Annotated in this window: 16 protein-coding genes, 1 tRNA gene, 1 other RNA gene and 1 pseudogene; 8 read left to right on the forward strand and 11 right to left on the reverse strand. The window is 68.7% G+C overall.

Translation table 11 applies throughout. The annotated features are described in order from the left end of the window. Positions 1 to 15 precede the first annotated feature (15 nt). The 3 genes from smpB to T398_RS04415 all read left to right on the forward strand — a co-directional run bounded on the left by smpB (position 16) and on the right by T398_RS04415 (position 2,044). Entirely contained in the window at positions 16 to 495 is a 480-nt protein-coding gene (smpB, locus tag T398_RS04405; protein WP_496444807.1) for an SsrA-binding protein SmpB, read from the forward strand. 82 nt (positions 496 to 577) lie between these two features. Next, positions 578 to 953, forward strand: a transfer-messenger RNA (tmRNA) gene (gene ssrA / locus T398_RS04410). A 149-nt stretch (positions 954 to 1,102) separates the two neighbouring features. Further along, positions 1,103 to 2,044 carry a hypothetical protein gene (locus tag T398_RS04415; RefSeq protein ID WP_496444809.1) on the forward strand — a complete coding sequence of 314 codons (942 nt, stop codon included), beginning with the start codon at positions 1,103 to 1,105 and terminating at the stop codon, positions 2,042 to 2,044. A 24-nt stretch (positions 2,045 to 2,068) separates the two neighbouring features. Here the strand turns inward: T398_RS04415 and T398_RS04420 are convergent, their stop codons facing one another. Beyond that, complete coding sequence (locus tag T398_RS04420) at positions 2,069 to 2,872, reverse strand: S-methyl-5'-thioadenosine phosphorylase (RefSeq protein WP_496444811.1); 804 nt, start codon at positions 2,870 to 2,872, stop codon at positions 2,069 to 2,071. Positions 2,873 to 3,004: 132 nt separating this feature from the next. Here T398_RS04420 and T398_RS04425 point away from each other — a divergent pair, with 132 nt between their 5' ends. The 3 genes from T398_RS04425 (at position 3,005) to T398_RS04435 (ending at position 4,287) form a co-directional block, all read left to right on the forward strand. Continuing rightward, a complete protein-coding gene (locus tag T398_RS04425; protein WP_496444813.1) occupies positions 3,005 to 3,604 on the forward strand; it encodes a YqgE/AlgH family protein in 600 nt (199 codons plus the stop codon). Between the two features lie 93 nt (positions 3,605 to 3,697). Further along, positions 3,698 to 3,770 (forward strand) — tRNA-Ala (locus tag T398_RS04430). 193 nt (positions 3,771 to 3,963) lie between these two features. Then, on the forward strand, positions 3,964 to 4,287 hold the full coding sequence (locus T398_RS04435) for a hypothetical protein (RefSeq protein WP_496444815.1): 324 nt from the start codon (positions 3,964 to 3,966) through the stop codon (positions 4,285 to 4,287). A gap of 9 nt (positions 4,288 to 4,296) precedes the next feature. On the opposite strand, the pseudogene T398_RS04440 reads toward T398_RS04435, so the two are convergent. The 3 genes and pseudogenes from T398_RS04440 to T398_RS04450 all read right to left on the reverse strand — a co-directional run. Beyond that, positions 4,297 to 5,379 (reverse strand): annotated as a pseudogene (locus T398_RS04440) (recombinase family protein); the annotation flags it as partial. A 79-nt stretch (positions 5,380 to 5,458) separates the two neighbouring features. Further along, complete coding sequence (locus T398_RS04445) at positions 5,459 to 5,704, reverse strand: hypothetical protein (RefSeq protein WP_496444817.1); 246 nt, start codon at positions 5,702 to 5,704, stop codon at positions 5,459 to 5,461. 421 nt (positions 5,705 to 6,125) lie between these two features. After that, the gene (locus tag T398_RS04450; RefSeq protein WP_496444819.1) at positions 6,126 to 7,004 is read right to left on the reverse strand and encodes a replication-relaxation family protein; all 879 of its coding nucleotides are present in this window, start codon (positions 7,002 to 7,004) and stop codon (positions 6,126 to 6,128) included. A 468-nt stretch (positions 7,005 to 7,472) separates the two neighbouring features. Between T398_RS04450 and gltX the strand changes: the two genes are divergently transcribed. Beyond that, entirely contained in the window at positions 7,473 to 8,876 is a 1,404-nt protein-coding gene (gltX, locus tag T398_RS04455; protein WP_496444821.1) for a glutamate--tRNA ligase, read from the forward strand. Between the two features lie 30 nt (positions 8,877 to 8,906). On the opposite strand, the gene T398_RS04460 is transcribed toward gltX, so the two are convergent. The 7 genes from T398_RS04460 to T398_RS04490 are packed head-to-tail and all read right to left on the reverse strand — an operon-like array spanning position 8,907 to position 15,519. Further along, positions 8,907 to 10,334, reverse strand: a complete 1,428-nt coding sequence (locus T398_RS04460) for a hypothetical protein (RefSeq protein WP_252299964.1) — start codon at positions 10,332 to 10,334, stop codon at positions 8,907 to 8,909. Continuing rightward, the gene (locus T398_RS04465) at positions 10,331 to 10,954 is read right to left on the reverse strand and encodes an FkbM family methyltransferase (RefSeq protein WP_252299965.1); all 624 of its coding nucleotides are present in this window, start codon (positions 10,952 to 10,954) and stop codon (positions 10,331 to 10,333) included. Before T398_RS04465 ends, T398_RS04460 begins: the two co-directional genes overlap by 4 nt. 4 nt (positions 10,955 to 10,958) lie before the next feature. Beyond that, complete coding sequence (locus T398_RS04470; RefSeq protein WP_029022708.1) at positions 10,959 to 11,930, reverse strand: NAD-dependent epimerase/dehydratase family protein; 972 nt, start codon at positions 11,928 to 11,930, stop codon at positions 10,959 to 10,961. 8 nt (positions 11,931 to 11,938) lie between these two features. Then, positions 11,939 to 12,697, reverse strand: coding sequence for a phytanoyl-CoA dioxygenase family protein (locus T398_RS04475; RefSeq protein ID WP_029022707.1), 759 nt, complete (start codon positions 12,695 to 12,697; stop codon positions 11,939 to 11,941). Next, positions 12,694 to 13,353: a class I SAM-dependent methyltransferase gene (locus T398_RS04480; RefSeq protein WP_496444825.1), complete on the reverse strand. Its 660-nt coding sequence runs from the start codon at positions 13,351 to 13,353 to the stop codon at positions 12,694 to 12,696. Before T398_RS04480 ends, T398_RS04475 begins: the two co-directional genes overlap by 4 nt. Continuing rightward, on the reverse strand, positions 13,350 to 14,600 hold the full coding sequence (locus tag T398_RS04485; protein WP_496444827.1) for a methionine adenosyltransferase: 1,251 nt from the start codon (positions 14,598 to 14,600) through the stop codon (positions 13,350 to 13,352). Before T398_RS04485 ends, T398_RS04480 begins: the two co-directional genes overlap by 4 nt. A gap of 19 nt (positions 14,601 to 14,619) precedes the next feature. Then, on the reverse strand, positions 14,620 to 15,519 hold the full coding sequence (locus T398_RS04490) for a radical SAM protein (RefSeq protein ID WP_496444947.1): 900 nt from the start codon (positions 15,517 to 15,519) through the stop codon (positions 14,620 to 14,622). A 217-nt stretch (positions 15,520 to 15,736) separates the two neighbouring features. Here T398_RS04490 and T398_RS04495 point away from each other — a divergent pair, with 217 nt between their 5' ends. Further along, positions 15,737 to 17,161: an NsdA family TPR-like regulatory protein gene (locus T398_RS04495; protein ID WP_496444829.1), complete on the forward strand. Its 1,425-nt coding sequence runs from the start codon at positions 15,737 to 15,739 to the stop codon at positions 17,159 to 17,161.

Here is a 17,161-nt window from a genome sequence, read left to right on the forward strand (position 1 = left end):
AGGGAGGTGGCGCCGATGCCACGGGAGAAGGGGCGGAAGGTCGTCGCCTCCAACCGGAAGGCCCACCACGACTACTCGATCCTCGACACCTACGAGGCGGGGATGGCGTTGACCGGCACCGAGGTCAAGTCGCTGCGGGCGGGGCGGGCGTCGCTGGTGGACGCCTTCGCCCAGGAACGCAACGGTGAGCTCTATCTGCACGGGATGCACATCCCGGAGTACGTGCAGGGCACCTGGACCAACCACGAACCCCGACGCACCCGCAAACTGCTGCTCAACCGCATCGAGATCGACCGGCTGATCGGCAAGACCCGGGAGAGTGGGCTCACGATCGTACCGCTGCAGGTCTACTTCTCCGACGGCTGGGCCAAGGTCGAGATCGGCGTCGCCAAGGGCAAGAAGTCGTACGACAAGCGGCAGGACCTCGCCAAGCGGGACGCGCAACGGGAGATCGCCCGGGCGGCCGGCCGGCGGGGCAAGGGGATGGCAGACTGAGCCGGCGTCCGGCTGGGGCGGGATGAAACCCGTTGCGTCAGGCGTTAGGCTTGTCGGTGCCGCCAACGGGGCGGCCCGTCGAGGGGGTGACTGGTTTCGACTTCGTACGTTGCGGCAGGGGAAGCGAGCCGAGGAAGCCAACGTCGTCTCGGAAATCGTTCGTTGGAAACCAATAAGCGCCAAGCAGAATCGCGCTGACTTCGCTCTCGCCGCCTGAGGCGAGTAGCAAGTCTGTCGGCCTGGGAGTGCCTTCGACCCAGTTAGCCGGCATCAGCTAGGAGGCTGGCCAATCGGACCCGGTCGCGGGGGCCGTGCGGCGAGATCAATCAGCGACTGGGCCCGTCACACCGACTCGCTCGCGTGATCGGAGGGGCCGAGTAGAGGCACAGCGAGCTGCGCTCGGAGAAGCCCTGGCAAGGCGGCGAAGGACCCGGGTTCGATTCCCGGCACCTCCACCACCTGACCGATGCGCCCCAGTCCACCGGACCGGGGCGCATCGGCGTTTCCGGCCTCGGAAACTCCGCTGCCACCAGGCCCGGCGTCGCTCCCGGCGACGAGTACCACCGGCGGGCTGGAACCAGTGCGCGGTGGCAGGCGTCGGAACAGTATGCGTCGAGTATTCGTCACCCTGTGCGTGCCCCTGCTGCTGGTCGCCGGTTGCGCGCCGGCCGACTCGGAGCCGGCCGGCGCCCCCTCGCCGGACGGCCGGCAGACGGCGTTCGAAGAGCGGGCCACCCAGATCGCCGGCGCCTGGCATCCCGGCCCATCCTGGAGTGACGGGTACATCCCACTCCAGGAGCCCGTCATGACCGTCGGAGACCCCGGCTTCACCCCGGACACTCAGGCGGCCTTCCGGGCGGGCTGGTACCGGGACCAGATTCCGCTGCCGACGGAGCAGCCCGACGACGGCACCATCCAGTTCCCCTCCGGCGCCCTCACCGTGCCGCTGGTCAGCGCTGCCGAGGCGTACCGGGAACTCGACCGGGGCGACCCACCGGCCTGCGACGGGCGGCCGACGAACCCCGCCACCCCACCAGCCCCGGCAGATGGGCCGGACACCGGGGTGAGCACCGCACCGCAGACCGCCTGCATCCCGCTCACCGTCACCGCCGTCGAGCTCGACAGCGTGCCGGTGCGGACCAGTCGCGGCGAGGCGGCCGTCCCGGCCTGGCTCTTCACCGTTGACGAACTGACCGCCCCGGTGGCCCGGCTCGCGGTCGCCCCGACCGCCGTCGGAGAGCCGCCGGAGCCGACCGCACCCACCGCGCCACTGCCCGAGGAACTGGTCGGGGCGCTGGACCTGCGCGCCGTGGACGACGCCACGCTGACCGTACGGGTCGGTATCGGTGCGTGTGACACCAGCCTCAGCCCACTGGTCTACGAACAGGACGATGTCGTGGTCGTCGGCGGCGCGGTGACCCGCAGCACCGGTGTCTGCACCGAGCAGCTCCTGCTCGAACCGGTGACCGTGCAGCTCGCCGCCCCGCTGGGGGAGCGGACCGTCCTCGACGTGCTCGGTGGTGGGCCGCTGCGGCTCACCACCGGCTGACCGGCGTCGGCCCGACCGCCGGGCTCAGGGCAGCGCGAAGGGAAGCGTGATGCCGTCCAGGGCTGCCCCGCAGGCGCAGTCCCGATCCGCCGGCAGCTGGGCCACCGCGGTGAAGAGCAGCTCCCGCAGGCGGGCGGTGTTCTCGCCGAAGACCCGGAACACCTCCTCCTGGGTCACCGATCCGCCGCCCGGCACGCCCGCATCATGGTCGGTGACCAGCGCGATCGACGAGTAGCAGAGAGCCAGCTCCCGGGCGAGCACCGCCTCCGGGTGGCCGGTCATGTTGACCACCGTTCCGCCGATGGCCGTGAACCAACGCGACTCGGCACGGGTGGAGAAACGGGGACCCTCGACGACCACCACCGTCCCGCCGTCCACCGCCGGCACGTCCCGCTCGGCGCCGGCGGCGAGCAGCGTACGCCGGCCGACCGGGCAGTACGGGTCGGCGAAGGAGACGTGCACCGCGCCCCGGTCGTAGTAGGTCTGTGCCCGACCACTGGTGCGGTCGATCAGCTGGTCGGGCACGACGAACGTGCCCGGACCCAGCTCCGGGCGCAGGCCGCCGACCGCGCAGGGGGCGAGCACCTGGCGGACCCCGAGTGAGCGTAGCGCCCACAGGTTGGCCCGGTAGGGGATCTGGTGCGGAGGATGCCGGTGATCCCGGCCGTGCCGGGGCAGGAACGCCAACCGGCGGCCCGCGACCTCCGCGATGGTGACCACGTCGGACGGCGGCCCGTACGGGGTGTCGACTACATGCTCGGTGGCGCCGTCGAGCAGGGCGTACAACCCCGACCCGCCGATCACCGCTAGTTCTGCCGTGGGACTCACCGAACCTCCCTCGTCTCTGTCGCGTCAGACCTTAGCCAGCGACCCAGCAGCAGGCTATGGTGCCAGGCATGGCGTTGACGGGGTGGCTGGCACCGGTGTCCCCGGTTGTCCGGGCACGGTCGGGCTGACGGGATGTCCGACATGCAGGAAGAGGGGCAGGCGATCGGCGGGCAGGCGACGGAGTCGATGGCCGGGCAGTTGCTGGTCGCGGCACCGACGTTGAAGGATCCGAACTTCGACCGGACCGTGGTGCTGCTGGTCGCCCACGAGCCGGGCGGGGCGCTGGGCGTCGTGCTCAACCGGGCCACCGAGATACCGGTGGCGGAGGTGCTCGGCGACTGGGACGAGTTGGCCCGCGACCCGGCCGTGGTCTTCGAAGGGGGTCCGGTGCAGCCGGATTCGGCGATCTGCCTCGCCCGCATGCGCCACCCGCTGCGGCCGATGAAGAGCTTCCAGCAGATCTCCGGTGCGGTCGGCACGCTCGACCTGACGGCGGACCCGGCGCAGCTGCGGGAGAGCATCGCGGGCATCCGGGTCTTCGCCGGCTACTCCGGGTGGGAGTCGGGCCAGCTGGAGCAGGAGATCGCGGGGGGCTCCTGGTTCGTCCTGGACGCGTTGCCCGGGGACGCCTTCGTCGATCGTCCGGACGACCTGTGGCCGATGGTGCTGCGCCGGCAGGGCGGCATGATGGCGGCGGTGGCGCACTTCCCGGCGGACGTGGCGCTCAACTGAGCCGGTGCGGCGGCAGGGCACCCCGCGCGCTGACCGCGCCAGCCGGCGTGTGTATAGTTCTCCCGTGCCCGGGCGACCGGGTAGTGCACAGGAGGGGCCGTGGCGCAGCTGGTAGCGCACCACACTGGCAGTGTGGGGGTCAGGGGTTCGAGTCCCCTCGGCTCCACCGACCGCACCATTGTGCGAACCGGTGGTTCTTTCGAAGTGCCCTCGTCCGTTTCGGGCGGGGGCATTGTCGTGTCTGTGGGGATCTTGAACACGGGTACGACTCCTTGGTCGGTGAGTTGGACTTCGGCGATGAGGGACTCGATGGCGGCTTTGCGTTCTGTGGTGCTGCCGCTGGTCATGATGGTGCTGAGGTGGTCGCGGATGCGGGCGACAGTGCCGGGCGGTGGAGGCTCGGGCTGCGAGGTCAGGCCGGCGTCGAGTTCGGTGTGCCGGGCCTGGAGTTGAGCGAGCCGGTGGCGGAGTTCGCGGATGCGCGGTCCGGCGGTGGCGTCGTCCATGGTGCCGTTCTCGAACGCGGTGTGGTAGCGGTCGATCGCGTTCTCGGTGGTGGTGATCTGGCGGGCGATGGCGGTGAGTTCGGCGCATCGGTCGTCGGTGGTGCTGTCGTGCTGGGAGTTGGCGCGTTCGATCATGGCGGCGAGGACGGGTTCGGCGGTGGTGTAGAAGTCGTGTAGGGCCTGCAGGATCATGTGGTCGAGGTCGTCGGCGGGGAGTCGGGGTGCGGTGCAGGTGGCGTGTTTGCCGTAGCGGGTGCGGGTGAAGCAGGTGTAGTAGCGGTAGCGGCGGTTCCGGCCTTTGGCGGACGTGCCGATGTAGCGCTGTCCGCATTGGGGGCAGGTGAGTAGGCCGGTGAGGTAGTAGTCCGAGTCGGACTTGGCCCGCTGGGTTTGGATGTCGCCTCGTGCGTTGGCGATGTCCTGGGCGCGGCGGAAGGTGTCCCGGTCGATGAGTGGCTTGTGGGCGTCGGGGACGTAGACGTCGCGGTAGGCGATGTCCCCGGTGTAGGCGGGGTTGTCCAGGATCCGGTTGATGGTGTGTCCGGACCATTGTTTGCCGGTGCGGTTGGGGATGCCGCGGGCGTTGAGGTCGGTGGCGATGGCGCGGGTGCCGAGTCGGTCGCGGGTGTAGAGGTGGAAGATGTCTCGCAGGATGGGTGCCTCGTCGGGGTGGGGGACGAGGCGTTGGGTGTCTTTATCGACGAGGTAGCCGTAGGGGCGGGTTCCGCCGGCCCATTGGCCTTTGCTGGCTTTCGCGGTCATGCCGCTTTTCACCCGGTCAATGATCATGTTGCGTTCGAATTCGGCGAACACGGCGAGGAATTGCAGCATCATGCGGCCGATGGCGCCGCCTGTGTCGACGGGTTCGGTGGCGGAGGAGAATCGGACGTTGGCGGCGTCGAGGGTGGCGGCGAGGTCGACGAAGTGGGCGAGGCTGCGGCTGAATCGGTCGACTCGGTAGACGAGTAGGACGTCGTAGAGGCCGGCTTTCGCCGCGTCGAGTGCTTTCTTGAGGCCGGGGCGTTCGGTGGTGGCGCCGGAGGCGTCGTCTTCGAATTCGCAGACGATGACCCAGCCGGGGTGGTTGTCGACGTACTTCTTGAGGGCGGTGCGTTGGGCGAGCAGGCTGAAGGGCTGGTGCTCGTCGTCGGTGGAGCGCCGGATGTAGATGCACACCCGGCACGGGCCGGTCGAGTCTTCCGGCGGGGTGGTGGGGGCGCGTCGTCCACGCCGCTTCGGTGGGCTGGTGGGGATGGGATTGCCTGCCATGGGGGTCCTTCGCTGAGATCGGGTGGTGGGGTGGTGGCCGTGGGCGGGCCCACGCGGGTGGGCCGCCGTTGGGCTAGGTTCAGGCGAGGTCGGGGTGCTCGCGCCGGAAGTGGTTGAGGAGGACGGCGAGGGCTTCGGCGGCGTTGTCGAGGTCTTCGGCGGTCATGGGAATGGTGTCGATGCGTGCGATACGCATCGGAATCGTCGTTTCCTTCTTGTTGGTGGGGATGTGTTTCGCATCGCCGTTATTTGTGGCGGTACCGGGATGCGGTTCGTCAGGATAGCTCCGGACGGCGTTTTCGTCTTCATACGACGGGGTGACCACGGTCCTCCGAAAAGCATGTGAAGCTGCGGGGGTCGGAGTCCTTCGTTCATGCGGTTTCCTCTCTTACACGGAGTGGCGCGACTGATCTGATTGATGCGGAAGAGGCGACTCGTGGCGGGTCGCTGTATCTGGCGTCCGGGAGGCGGGGACGATACCTCCGAGCGCTGTCACCGGGAAGTGATTCGGATTGTCAGCGACTCGCCACAACTCACACGGGCTCCTGGAGAGCCGCTGACAGTTTCGAATGCTTGCTGTCACCGCGAGCGCAGAGGTACCTTCCGCCCTCCATCGTTGGGAGCCGGCGCGGACAGCTACCGCTCGCCGCGCCTGGGCGGTCGGGTCAGCGGCGGGGCGGTCCTTGTCGCCCCGCCTGTGCGCGCGTGTCCGGCCGCGCCGTGCGTGGTTCGGCGCTTGGCGGGGGTCAGGTGGTTTGCTCAGCGCCGCTGCCGGCGGCGGGGAGGTCGGCCAGGCGCATCGGCGCCCCGTGGTGGCGGTTCAGCCACCACACGGCTTCGGCCGGGTTGATGCCGGTGACCTCGGCATGCACGGCGGTGGCCACCGGGTAGATGGTTCCGGTCGCGGCGAACTCCTGGTGCAGGTGCCGCTCTCGGGCTGGGGAGTGCAGCCAGAACAGCACCGGCCAGAGGCGGCCGGTGACGTGCGCGAAGTCCCGGTAGCCGCCAATCTTGTCGACCAGGCGGGACAGCGGCCGTTCGGTGCCGAGGTCGTACTCCAGGAAGAACGGCACCCTGCGGTCGCCTTCGGCCCAGATGCCGTGTCCGTCCGGCCGTGACCTTGGCTGGTAGACGCGCACGGCGATGTCGTTGTCGTCGGGTTCGGCGAAGGCTCCCATCTGCTGGCAGCGCCCCGCCGACCACCACCGCACCAACTCACTGCCCGGATTGGTGCGGGCGTAACCGGCCAGAGCGGTGAAGAAGCCGTTGACACCGAGCAGGTGCGGCAGGTTCGCCCGTCTCGTCAGGTGCCACCGCCTTCTGCGGGCCTGGTCTCTGCGCGGCAGGTCGTCGCCGCGCTGTGCGGCGACGACCTCGACGCCGAGTTGCGCCAGCACGTAGTGGTAGGGGTAGGAGCCGCCGTCGGGCTTCTGCGGCCGGAACCGGTCCACTACCCCCAACTTCTGCGTCAGCGCCCGCAGGCGTTCCTGGGCATAGTCGAGTGACGGGTAGAGGGCTTCGGCGACTTGGAAGGAGGTGAGCACTCCGTGGTCGGCCAGCCAGCCGAGCAGGACGAGATCACGGTCGGTGAGCTGGGACTGGACTCGAAGCAACGGGTCAGGCATGCGTCACCACCAGCCCGAGGGGGAGAGACCCAGTCGGAGGGTCTGTCGCAGCACGACAGACGCTGCTGACAGCGGCCCTGACCTGGGCTGTGAGCCGAACCGGGGGTCCGTTCGGGGGTCCTGTTGAAGCGGGACGCCAAGTGGGAGCCCCAGCAGGACCCGCAACGGGAGGTCAAGCCCACCGCTGTCAGCGGGAGACGTCGAAGATGCGGTAGCCGCCAGCGGCGGTGAGGATCGTTGCGTAAACACGGTGCGCTCCAGGGTGACGGTGTTCGTGGATGGGACGGCGTTGTGCCCGCCGTGTTGGTCGAGATGCGGAGGCCAGCTGGCGGGCGTTGACGAAACGGACCTGATCCGTACCTCGTCGCCGAGGCCCGACGACGAGGACAACTTGTTGTTCCCCTCGGGGAAGCTCCGCCCCCGGATATCAGTCAGCTCGTCCGTCGGTGGTTCGGTAGCCTGCTAGCCGTGGCTAGTTCCGATCTCCGCGTGCGCTTCGCGCCCTCCCCGACGGGTATGTTCCACGTCGGCAATGCCCGGTCCGCTCTGTTCAACTGGGTGCTGGCCCGACAGTCGGGCGGAACGATCGTGCTGCGGATCGAGGACACGGACGCGGCGCGGAACCGGCCGGAATGGGTTCAGGGCATTCTCGATGCGATGGAGTGGCTTGGGATTGGCCCGAGCGAGTACGAGGGCCCGCTGTTCCAGTCCGACTACACCCAGCACCACCGGGAGGCCATCGACCGGCTCATAGCGGCGGGGCGGGCTTACTACTGCGACTGCACCCGGGATCAGGTCAACGCGCGTACGGGCAGCGAATACCTGGGCTACGACGGCTTTTGCCGCAGTCGGGGCCAAACCGTCGGAGAAGGCCGCGCTCTGCGCTTCCGTACGCCGGACGAGGGCTCGACCGTGATCGTCGACTTGGTGCGCGGCAAGCCGACCGTCGACAACGTGCTGATCGAGGACTTCGTGATCGCGCGCGGCGACGGCTCTCCGGTGTTCTTACTGGCGAACGTGGTTGACGACATGGTCATGGGGATCACGCACGTGATCCGGGCCGAGGAGCACCTGCCCAACGCGCCGAAGCAGCAGATGCTCTGGGAGGCGCTGGGGGCGGAACCACCGGTGTGGGTACACGCGCCGATTCTGGTGAATGAGAAGCGGCAGAAGCTCTCCAAGCGCCGTGACCGGGTCGCCCTGGAGGACTTCCGCGCCGAGGGGTACCTCGCCGGGGCGATGCGAAACTATTTGATGTTGCTCGGGTGGGCGCCGTCCGGTGACCGGGAGATCCTGCCCTGGGACGACATCGTGACCGAGTTCCGGCTGGAGGACGTCAACCCCTCGCCGGCGTTCTTCGACGTGAAGAAGCTCCGCGCCTTCAACGGGGACTACATCCGCGCGTTGTCGGTTGAGGCGTTCGTCGAGGCGTGCCAGCCGTGGCTGACCGGTGAGAAAGCGCCGTGGCGGCCGGAGGCATACGACGCCAACGCGTTCGCTGCTGTCGCCGAGCTGGCGCAGACCCGGATCGCGGTTCTCTCCGAGATCGTGCCGATGGTCGATTTCCTGTTCCTCGACGAGCCGGCCGCCGATGAGGCAGCGTGGGCGAAGGCCATGAAAGCCGATGCCCCGGCGCTGCTGGCGGCCGTGGTCTTGGCGTATGAGACGTGTGAGTGGCGGGCCGAGGTGCTCAAGTCGACGCTAGAGGTGATCGGTGCGGAACGGGGACTCAAGCTCGGCAAGGCGCAGGCGCCGGTACGGGTCGCGGTGACCGGCCGTACTGTCGGGCTGCCGCTGTTCGAGTCGATCGAGATCCTCGGACGTGAGCGAACCGTTGCGCGCCTGCGAGCCGCCCTCGACCGCCTGAGTTGACCTTTCGTGTCCGGCGGATCGCTCCGCCGGTCATCCTGGTCGTCGATCCGCTCCGCTGGCGAATCCAGCGGTGCCCTTGACCGGCACGCTCCGTCGTGGGCTGAAGATGGGTGCCGGTGTCGCGGGCAGGCCGGCGGGGGGCTGCGTGTCGAATGGCGGCGCGAGGTCGCCGAAGTCGGTGCCGAAGACCTCGTCGCTGAGCCGGAATACCTCGGGTGCCCAGGGCCCGACCCTGCCACCGTCCGGGAGCCGGTCGCTGACAAGGGTCGCGGTCAGCAGCCAGCCGCGCGGGGACGGGGAGATGACGAGGGTTCCGTCAGCCCCCAGCGGGTCGGCGACCAGTCGATCGCCAACCCAGCGGATCGATGTCTCCGGAGGGGCATGTTTGTTGGCGCGGGTAGCAGCGCCGAAGATTGTGCGGGTGGTCCCGGCGGTGAAGGTTTCCTCAGCCAGTCGCTCGACCGCACTGATGTCGGGCTCAATTCCCTCTCGCGCGAGCAGGTTGACGGCGTGCAGTAGAACTCGACGGTCAGAGGGCGCGGCTTCCATGGCGGAGGTGAGCCGGGCGTTGAAGTCGGTGGGGATGAACCCGTTGACCGTGAGGATGCCGTCAACGGAGAAGCCACCGCGGTAGCCGAGGCGCTCGCGCAGACTGGCTCCGATTCGATCGGTCTGTTCGGCGAACTCAGCGGCGTTGTTGAGGATGGGAACAGCGCCAGCGCAGAGGAAAGTGCCTCGTCCCGGCCGGGGCAGAGTCACGAGTTCCATGGGTGGAAAGGGGATGATCCTGGTGGTAAGGGCCAGCCCGTGCAGGCGTACCGGGATCCCTTCGAGGAAGGGCATGAGTCGGACTCGCCAGGTGCCGGGCTCGACGGTGGGGGTGGTCTCTGGTGGTAGACCGCCGCGCCACCACCAGATGCCATCGCCGCCAGCGGACGGTCCGGCACCAATCGGCTGGTAGGAGCAGACGATCCCAGTGCCTTGATCGACGATGGCCCCGAGTCTGGCGAGGTCAGCGGTGCCATCGCCGACGATTGACTGCGCTCGGGGCACCCCGGCGGCATCCCAGAGTGCGTCGACCACGGTCTTGTCCTCGAAGAACTGCCACGCGGGTTGTCTGGCGCCGATCCGCCGCCGGGCCCCGGAGTGCGGCGGATCGAGTGGGTCAGGGAGAAGGAGCGCCGCGGTGTTGTCGGGGTCGAAGGCGTCGGCCGGTCCGGCGAGCCAGCCGGAGCCGTCTAGCCCGCTGATGGCGTGGTGTTGCCACGAGAGGTGGTCGGAGGCGCCGCGCAGGGGTCGGCGCCGGGCTGCGGGCGGCGCGTCGTCCAGGGCGAGGGCGAGGCATCGGGTCGGGCCGAGCAGGTCTTGCCAGGCTGCCGCGTCGTCGGCACGACCGCAGACAACGAGCACCTTGCCGGAGGGGAGTAGCCGGTTGATCGGTAGACCGCGCCTGCTCATCGGCATCGCCGCCATGGCCGGTCCGCTCGGTGCAGGATCAGATTCGCGGGTGTCTCGTGAACCACCTTGTAGGTGTCCGGTCCGAGGTGTCGGTGGATGGTGCGGCGGTGTCGGTCGGGGTGTTTGTCGTCGAATTCGACGATGACGAGGGCGGGCCGGTGCCGGGTGTGGTCGAAGGAGTCCCAGACGTCGAGTTCGGTGCCTTCGACGTCGATGCTGAGCAGGTCGATCTGGTCGATGCACCATTGGTCGAGGAGGTCTTCCAGGGGCCGGCAGGCGACGAGGATCTCCTGGTAGTCGGTGCCGCGCCGCTGCAGACCGGACCACGAGGGCTTGTGGGCGTACATGCCGAACGGCCAGAGTCCGGGGGTGGTGGATACGGCACAGGTTTCCACGGCGCAGCAGCGCTGCCGGAGTCGTTGGTGGTTGCGGGGATCGGCGTCCACGCAGAGACCGCGCCAGCCGCGGCGCTCGAAGTAGAGGCTGTTGCTGCCGCGTGCGCCGTCGCCGGCGCCGATGTCGACGAATACGCCGTGCGTCGGGAGGTGGTAGTGCTCGGCGAGCCAGCGATCCTCGCCCCATTGCGAGTGGAACGGCGCGGGTTGGGTGTAGGGCAGCATGCCGTTACCCCCGCCACCGGTGAATCAGATCCTGCTCACGGGCATGATCGAGCCAGCGCTGTGACCAGCCGCGCCGCAACGCCTGCCAGCCGAGCGCGTCGGTAACGCTGTCGGGCAGGGGTCGGAGGGTGAGGCCGGCACTGGCGGCCCGGCTGTTGTTGACCGACATGAGTGCCAGTTCGGGGCTGCTGGTGGGCAACCACAGGGGGACCTCGGTCCATGGCTGTAGGCGGTGGGTGAGCGCGAAGTCCTCGCCGACCCGGCAGGGAGTAACAGCTCGGCTGGCGCGGGTCAGGACCGTGTCGACCAGGGTGCGGGCGGTGGTTCGGGCGCCGGCGACGTTGACGACGCCGGCAAGTTGCTGGTTGACGGCGTCGCGCAGGAAGTGGGCGACATCGCTGGCATCGATAAGTTGGACGGGCTGGCGGTCATCCATCGGGACCAGGACATCACCCCCGCGCAGTGCGTGCTCCAGCCAGTAGGCGAGGCGTGCGCTGTCGTCGTATCGGCCGATGACCAGGCCGAGGCGCGCGATGAGCAGGGTTACGTTGATCCGGTCGAGGCGACGTCGGAGGTATCGCTCGCAGCGGAGTTTGCGGGTGGCGGAGGCACGTACCGGGTGGGAGGCGTCAGCCGCGATCGTCGGTGCCCGTTCGGTCAGGCCGTGTCTGGCGGATGCTCTGCGGTATACCCCGCACGTGGAGAGCAGGATGTACTGGTTGACGTTGCCGAGCAGGGGCAGAACGGGGCGCAGGTCATCAACGTCCCCGGCACTGGTGTCGATCACCCCGTCCCACGGTTCGGCGAGGACCGTGGTGGCTTCGGTTGTCGGTGCGCGCCGGTCGGTCAACACGTGGCGCACGAGCCCGGCGAAGGGCGATGGTGAACGGCCCCGGTAGAGCACAGTGACGTCGTCTCCGCGCCGCAGACACTCCTCCACGAGGTGACGGCCCACGAAACGGGTGCCGCCGAGCATAAGGATCTTCATCGGCGTTCCCCGTCGTCCGGGCTGGTGGGGCTGTAGCCGAGCACGAGTAGTCGGCGTGGATGACCGGAGGTGTTTGGCCCGCTGGCATGGACCAGGGCCGCATCCCAGACCAGAACCGTTCCGGGTGCGGCGACCAGGGTGACGGCCGCAGTGTCGGGCGCGACGGTGTCGGGTACGACGGGTCCCTGGTAGGCGGTCGGGATCATCTCGATGGTGTCGCGGTGGCTGCCGGGCCAGACACGGAGCGCGCCGGCTGTTTCGGTGCACCGGTCGAGGCAGACGGCGACGGTCACCACCCGTCGGTAGCCCCGGGTTGCGTAGTAGGCGGCGTCGGTGTGCTTACGGACCGCTTCACCGAGCACCGGTAGCGCTGCCCACCCGGCGGTGAGGTCGACGGTCTGCTTGTACATCAGCTTGTTGTCCATCAGCTTCGGGGTCGCGCCGAGCAGGTCGGCGACGACGGCGAGCAGCGTGGGACTGTCGGCCACCGCCGTCACAACCGGAGATAGGTCGACCACGGGCTTGACCTTGAGTACATACGGCTTGCCGTTGGCGAGGCGCCACCAGGTGACCCGCGGGTCGCGCGTCCTGGCCGCCACCATCCTTGCGAGCCGGTCACCGAGGAGGGCGTCAGCCTCGACGCGGAGGTCCTGGATCGTGGTGGGTGGGATCAGGCCCGGCAGGACGAGGTATCCGTGTGCGGCGAACCGGTCGATCTGCTGCGCGGAAACCGCCGGGGCGAGCGGCGAGGTCATCGGGCACCGCCTTTCGTGGCGATCGGGATCAGGAATTCCCGGCTGGGTTTGGTCCAGTGGTGTGGGGTCTGCTCGGCAGGCATGGTGCGCGGGTAGGCGGTCCACTGCGCGAAGTACCGGTCGAGAACATTCCGGCGGGCCGGACCGATCGAGGTGCCGCTGTGGAAGAAGCTGAACCGACCACCCGGGCGGAGGCAGCGCACCGCGACGTCAACGACGAACTCGGTGAAGTCGGAGTCAGCGTGGCCGTCCGGCGGCCAGGTGTCGTACATGATCGCGTCGAAGACGCCACTTGGCAGCGTCACGAGCTGCCACGGGTCGATGTACACCCGCGCCGGTGCGTCGAGAGTATCGATCACCCGTGTGCGTGCCATCAGCGCCACACCAGGATGCGGTTCAATCGCCGTGTACGAGCCGATTTCTCGTTTCGACAGCTGGGTGGCGAACACACCGAGCCCGAGTCCGACCTCCAGGACGTTGGGGCGGGCGAACCCCTCGGTGAGTCGGGTGACGTGCTCGCGCATCAGCTCAGCCTCAGCGAAGAACATCACGTACTGCGAGCCGATGCGGAGGCCTTCGGAATCGACGACCGCGGGCTGGTCGCGTAGGGCGGCGATGTGCCGTTGGTGCACCTCGGACAACGTCTTCGTCGTCATAGCGATACTCCGTTGCGGAACCGGGCCAGCGGTTCGGCGGCGAGAAAACGGGCAGCGAAGGTGGAGGCACCGGCGACGGCGCGGCGCACCACTTCTTCGATCTCAGTCACGGTGGTGGCGTCGACCTCGCGGTCCACCGAGACCAGGACGTGCGCCGGGTCATCGAGCTGGCCACCGTTGCGTGCGGTGATCGTGACCTCGGCATACGCCGAGGTTTCGGCCAGCACTCGCTCGGCGGCCTCGGCGGCGAGCGCAGTGTAGATCTTGCCCGCGTGGTGGACCGGGTTCTTGCCGGCGGGTGCTTCGCCGCTCGCCGGGCGAAGCGGCTCGATGACGCCGCTGTACCGGTTGCCGCGCCCGACCGCGCCGCAGTCGCCCTTGCCGAGCGAGGTGCCGAATGGTGCCAGGTATCCGCGACCCGGCAGATCCTTTGTGTTGAGGTGCAGCGACAGGCCGGTCGTGTTCCAGGCTCGGGGCTCCTGGTCGAGCAGGGACTTCAGCTCGGCGGAGGCGACGCTCTGAGCCTCGACGAGCGCTGCTCGGTATGCCGGCCAGGAATCGACCAGCTCGGGATGGAACGGCACGGCAGCGGTGACTTCCAGCGCCGAATTGATCCGGACCACCATGACCTTCACGTCGGTTCCGGCAGCGGGTACGACCCGTCGGAACCCCTCGTCGGTGAGTCGCCGCTCCAGCCGGATCGCGAGATCGGCGGCGAGGCCGCGGCGGCTGGTGCCGACACAGACCACGGTGTCGTTGGCGACTGACTCCGTCGCGAGCACGGCGTTGATGGCCGACGCCGTGTCGGGGCGGTAGAACTTCGGGTCGTGGTCAACGGCGGTGCCACGGGTGTTGTTGATGTGCAGGCGGAGGTGTTCGAGGATCCGGTGGTCACCCAGCGCGGCCGGTAGCACATCGAGGACCACGGACCGGAAGATCTCCTCGATCGGCACCTGCGCGGCACCGACCCGATCGGTGATCTTCCCGAAGAGGTAGCCGTCTGCCGGCTTGAGGATGTCGAAGCCACCGAAGCGGACATCGGCGGCGGCGCCGACGAGGTTGACCTTGTCCACCCAATGGTTGGGGATGGCGCCGAACTCGCGCAGGCACCAGGACGAGTAGCGCTGGGAGAAGGCGTCTGCGAGCAGGTCGGCAAGGCTGTCCGGATGGCCGACGCCCTTTCGTTCGGCGACGTCGAACGGCTGGTCGTCCGGGTCGACGCAGGCATGACGGATCGAGATCTGCATGTTGGAGGCCCCCTTCGGGTCAGAGGTCGCCTGGGTCGACGCCCAGGTCGGGGCGGACCGGAGGTTCAACGAGGTAGGACAGGCACTGCGAGAGAACCAGCACCCGCTTGGCGGGGCAGGGTTCGTTGACATCGGCGGGCCGGAAGGTGCCGTCGTAGAGGTTTCCGTAGCCGGTCGGCACGGAAGCGCATCGGCGTACGTCACCGGTGACGGTGACCTTGAACGAGGTGACACCGGCGGTACATGCCTGGCCCCGGAAGGAGAGCATGCCGTCGAGGTAGGGCCGGTTGAAGACGTACTCGCCGGAGTTGGCCAGGATCAGCGCCTTCTGCTCGTCGGTGTAGCCCTCCGGATAGCGGACGCCCTCGTACACGCCTTTGAACACCTTGGCGCGCACATGGTCCACGCCAAACTCGCGCAACCGATCCAGGTCAGCGGCGAATCGGCTGAGCAGCGGCGGGTACAGCACGTACAGGGCGGTCACGTCGAACCCGCCGCGCCGCAGGATCAGGTAGTTGCGGGCGTAGGTGTCGAGTTCCAGCCCCCGAAGCTCGCGCTCGGGCTGGTGTATCGCGGCGACGATCTTCGCCACCCGGGCGGCCGGGACACGCTCAGCGAACTCCGCCACGTCGTCGGAGGCGAGGTTGGTGTTGACGCTGATGAAGTGGTTACCGGCCAGACCCCGGCACAGCTCGACGAAGCCGGGGAACATGAAGGGCTCCCCGCCGGACATGTGCACCAGGCAGACCCTGTTCAACTCGTCGAAGCGCCGGACCACCAACTCCGGAGCCGGTTCGTCGAGGTGGCTGCGGTTGAGTACGTAGCGGATCTGCGGATGGCAGTACTCGCAGAAGAAGTTGCAGCGGTTCGTGAGGTGCCAGTCGAACTCCCAGTCCCATGGAGGTTTGGCCTGGGTCATCGCCGAAGTGCGCATCAGGTCCTCCGCTCGCCCGTCAGGATTCACCCGCCGGCGCAGCCCTCCTGGCGGTACGCCGGCGGGGACGCACCCAGCAGACCGCGAACCGGCACCGCTCGGGCAGGGGATGGAACCGTCAAGAGCGTCAATTCGCCGACCCCGGTGGCCAGCACGATCCGGTACCTTCGCGGTACTCCTGGTTGACCCTCCGGAGGAGCCGATGGGATCTCCACCCGACCGCACCAACCAGACCCTCGCCGCGCACATGACCGAAGCCGGCCTCACCCCGCGTACCCTCGCCCGGGAGATCAACCGACTCTTCGGGCCCGGCACCCTCGCCGAAACCGCGCCATACCACTGGCGTGACGCCGGTGGTATCCCCCGCCCGCCGCTGCCAGCGCTGAGCGCGTACGTCATCTCCCGCCGCCTCGGCCGCATCGTGACCGCAGGGGACCTTTGGCACGGGCAACCCGACACAGCGGATGGCACCCTGGTCATGGCCGCCAGCACCGGCCTGGACGGGCCGTGGACACTCACGAGCACGATGCTGGTCGCCGAGGACTGGCTGTTGGGAGGACTGGTGGACCGAAGGATGTTCCTCTCCGTCTCCGGGACCGCTCTCGCCCAGGCCGTCAACATCTACCTCGACGTACACCTTCCGGCGGACGGGACCGTGCTTCCGACCGCGACACCAGACGACCCGCTCGTCGACCAGATCGAAGCCAGCGTGCCGCGCCTACAACTCCTTGACGACGAGCGCGGCGGCGCATCCGGCCTCGGCTACGTCGGCGCGCAGGTTCGCGCGGTCCTGCTCGTACTCCGCGATGGCGGCCATCCGGACGCCACGATCCGCCGACTCTTGGTTGCCCTCGCCGACCTCGCCCAACTCGCTGGCTGGAAGGCATTCGACGCCGGACAGCAAGGACTGGCCCAGCGGTACTTCTTCACCGGACTACGGTCCGCACACGACGCTGGATACCGATCCATGGAAGGACACATCCTCGCCGACCTGTCCTTCCAGGCCGCCTCTCTCGGCGACGCCGACGACGGCCTGCGCCTCGGCGATGCCGCCCGCCGGGTCGTCGGCCGGTCCGCCGCCAGCGTCCAAGCGTCTGTGCTGTCCCGCCTCGCGTACGCCCAGGCCGTAGCCGGAGACGTCGGGCAGTGCGAGCGCACCTGGGCCGACGCCCGGGACCAACTCGCGAAGCGGCATCCCGACCGCGACCCGGAGTGGATGTACTACCTGACCCCGAACCACCTCGACTGCCAGGCCGGTTACGCGATGATCCTCGCCGGTCGGCAGATTGTGGCCGGTGGAAGCACAGCTGACGGGCGGGCCCTGCTTCGCAAAGGCGGGGCGCTCCTACGCACCGGTGCCTACGCCCGCCCACCGGACGCTCCCTACCAGCGGCGAGCCCTCTACGAAGGCGCCTGGCTCGCCCTCGGCTACACCGCCCACGGCAAACTCGAGGATGCCTGCGCCGTGACCAGGATGGCCCTACCCCGGCTCGAGCAGGTCCGCTCACCCCGCAGCACCGCACTCCTCGTTGCCCTCGAGCAGGAGTTCCGCCGACGGAAGCGGAACCAGAGCGTCGCCGACGTGCTCCCCGACCTTGAGAAGGCACTGGCGCACCAACCGGCCTGA

The sequence above is a fragment of the Salinispora goodfellowii genome (genome assembly GCF_059570675.1).